Source organism: Nocardia sp. NPDC004068 (genome assembly GCF_042874315.1).
Classification (GTDB): Bacteria; Actinomycetota; Actinomycetes; order Mycobacteriales; family Mycobacteriaceae; genus Nocardia.
Genome location: NZ_JBIAMW010000040.1, coordinates 1 through 1,012, shown reverse-complemented (window position 1 = coordinate 1,012; position 1,012 = coordinate 1). Strand labels below are relative to the sequence as shown.

Here is a 1,012-nt window from a genome sequence, read left to right as displayed (position 1 = left end):
CAGCCACCCTTGAAAGAGTGCGTAATAGCTCACTGGTCAAGTGATCCTGCGCCGATAATGTAGCGGGGCTCAAGTACACCGCCGAAGCCGCGGCATTCCAGTATTGATCTTGCTTTCGAGCCAGGAGCTGGGATGGGTAGGGGAGCGTCGTGTAGCCAGGGAAGCGGCGGAGTGATCCAGCTGTGGAGGCTATGCGAGTGAGAATGCAGGCATGAGTAGCGAAAGACGAGTGAGAAACTCGTCCGCCGGATGACCAAGGGTTCCTGGGCCAGGTTAATCCGCCCAGGGTGAGTCGGGACCTAAGGCGAGGCCGACAGGCGTAGTCGATGGACAACGGGTTGATATTCCCGTACCCGTGTATCCGCGCCCAATGGCGAATCAATGGTACTAACCGTCCAAAAGCGGACCTATCCCCTTCGGGGGAAGAGAAGTGGCTGCACGGGACCTTCGTTGTAGTAGTCAAGCGATGGGGTGACGCAGGAAGGTAGCTGGGCCCGGTGGTGGATTACCGGGTGTAAGCCTGTAGGGCGTTGTGTAGGCAAATCCGCACAACATCAGCCTGAGAGGTGATGCGTAGCCGTTGTGGTGAATTCAGTGATCCTATGCTGCCGAGAAAAGCCTCTAGTGAGTTGGTGCACGGCCCGTACCCCAAACCGACACAGGTGGTCAGGTAGAGAATACCGAGGCGATCGAGAGAACTGTGGTGAAGGAACTCGGCAAAATACCTCCGTAACTTCGGGAGAAGGAGGGCCCGGTCTGGTGACAGGATTTACTCCTCGAGCTGGGTTGGGTCGCAGAGACCAGAGAGAAGCGACTGTTTACTAAAAACACAGGTCCGTGCGAAGTCGTAAGACGAGGTATACGGACTGACGCCTGCCCGGTGCCGGAAGGTTAAGAGGACCGGTTAGCGCTTCGGCGCGAAGCTGAGAATTTAAGCCCCGGTAAACGGCGGTGGTAACTATAACCATCCTAAGGTAGCGAAATTCCTTGTCGGGTAAGTTCCGACCTGCAC

Annotated in this window: 1 rRNA gene; it reads left to right on the top strand. The window is 56.6% G+C overall.

From position 1 onward, the window contains the following. A 23S ribosomal RNA gene (locus ACFYTQ_RS37585) occupies positions 1 to 1,012 on the top strand; the annotation flags it as partial.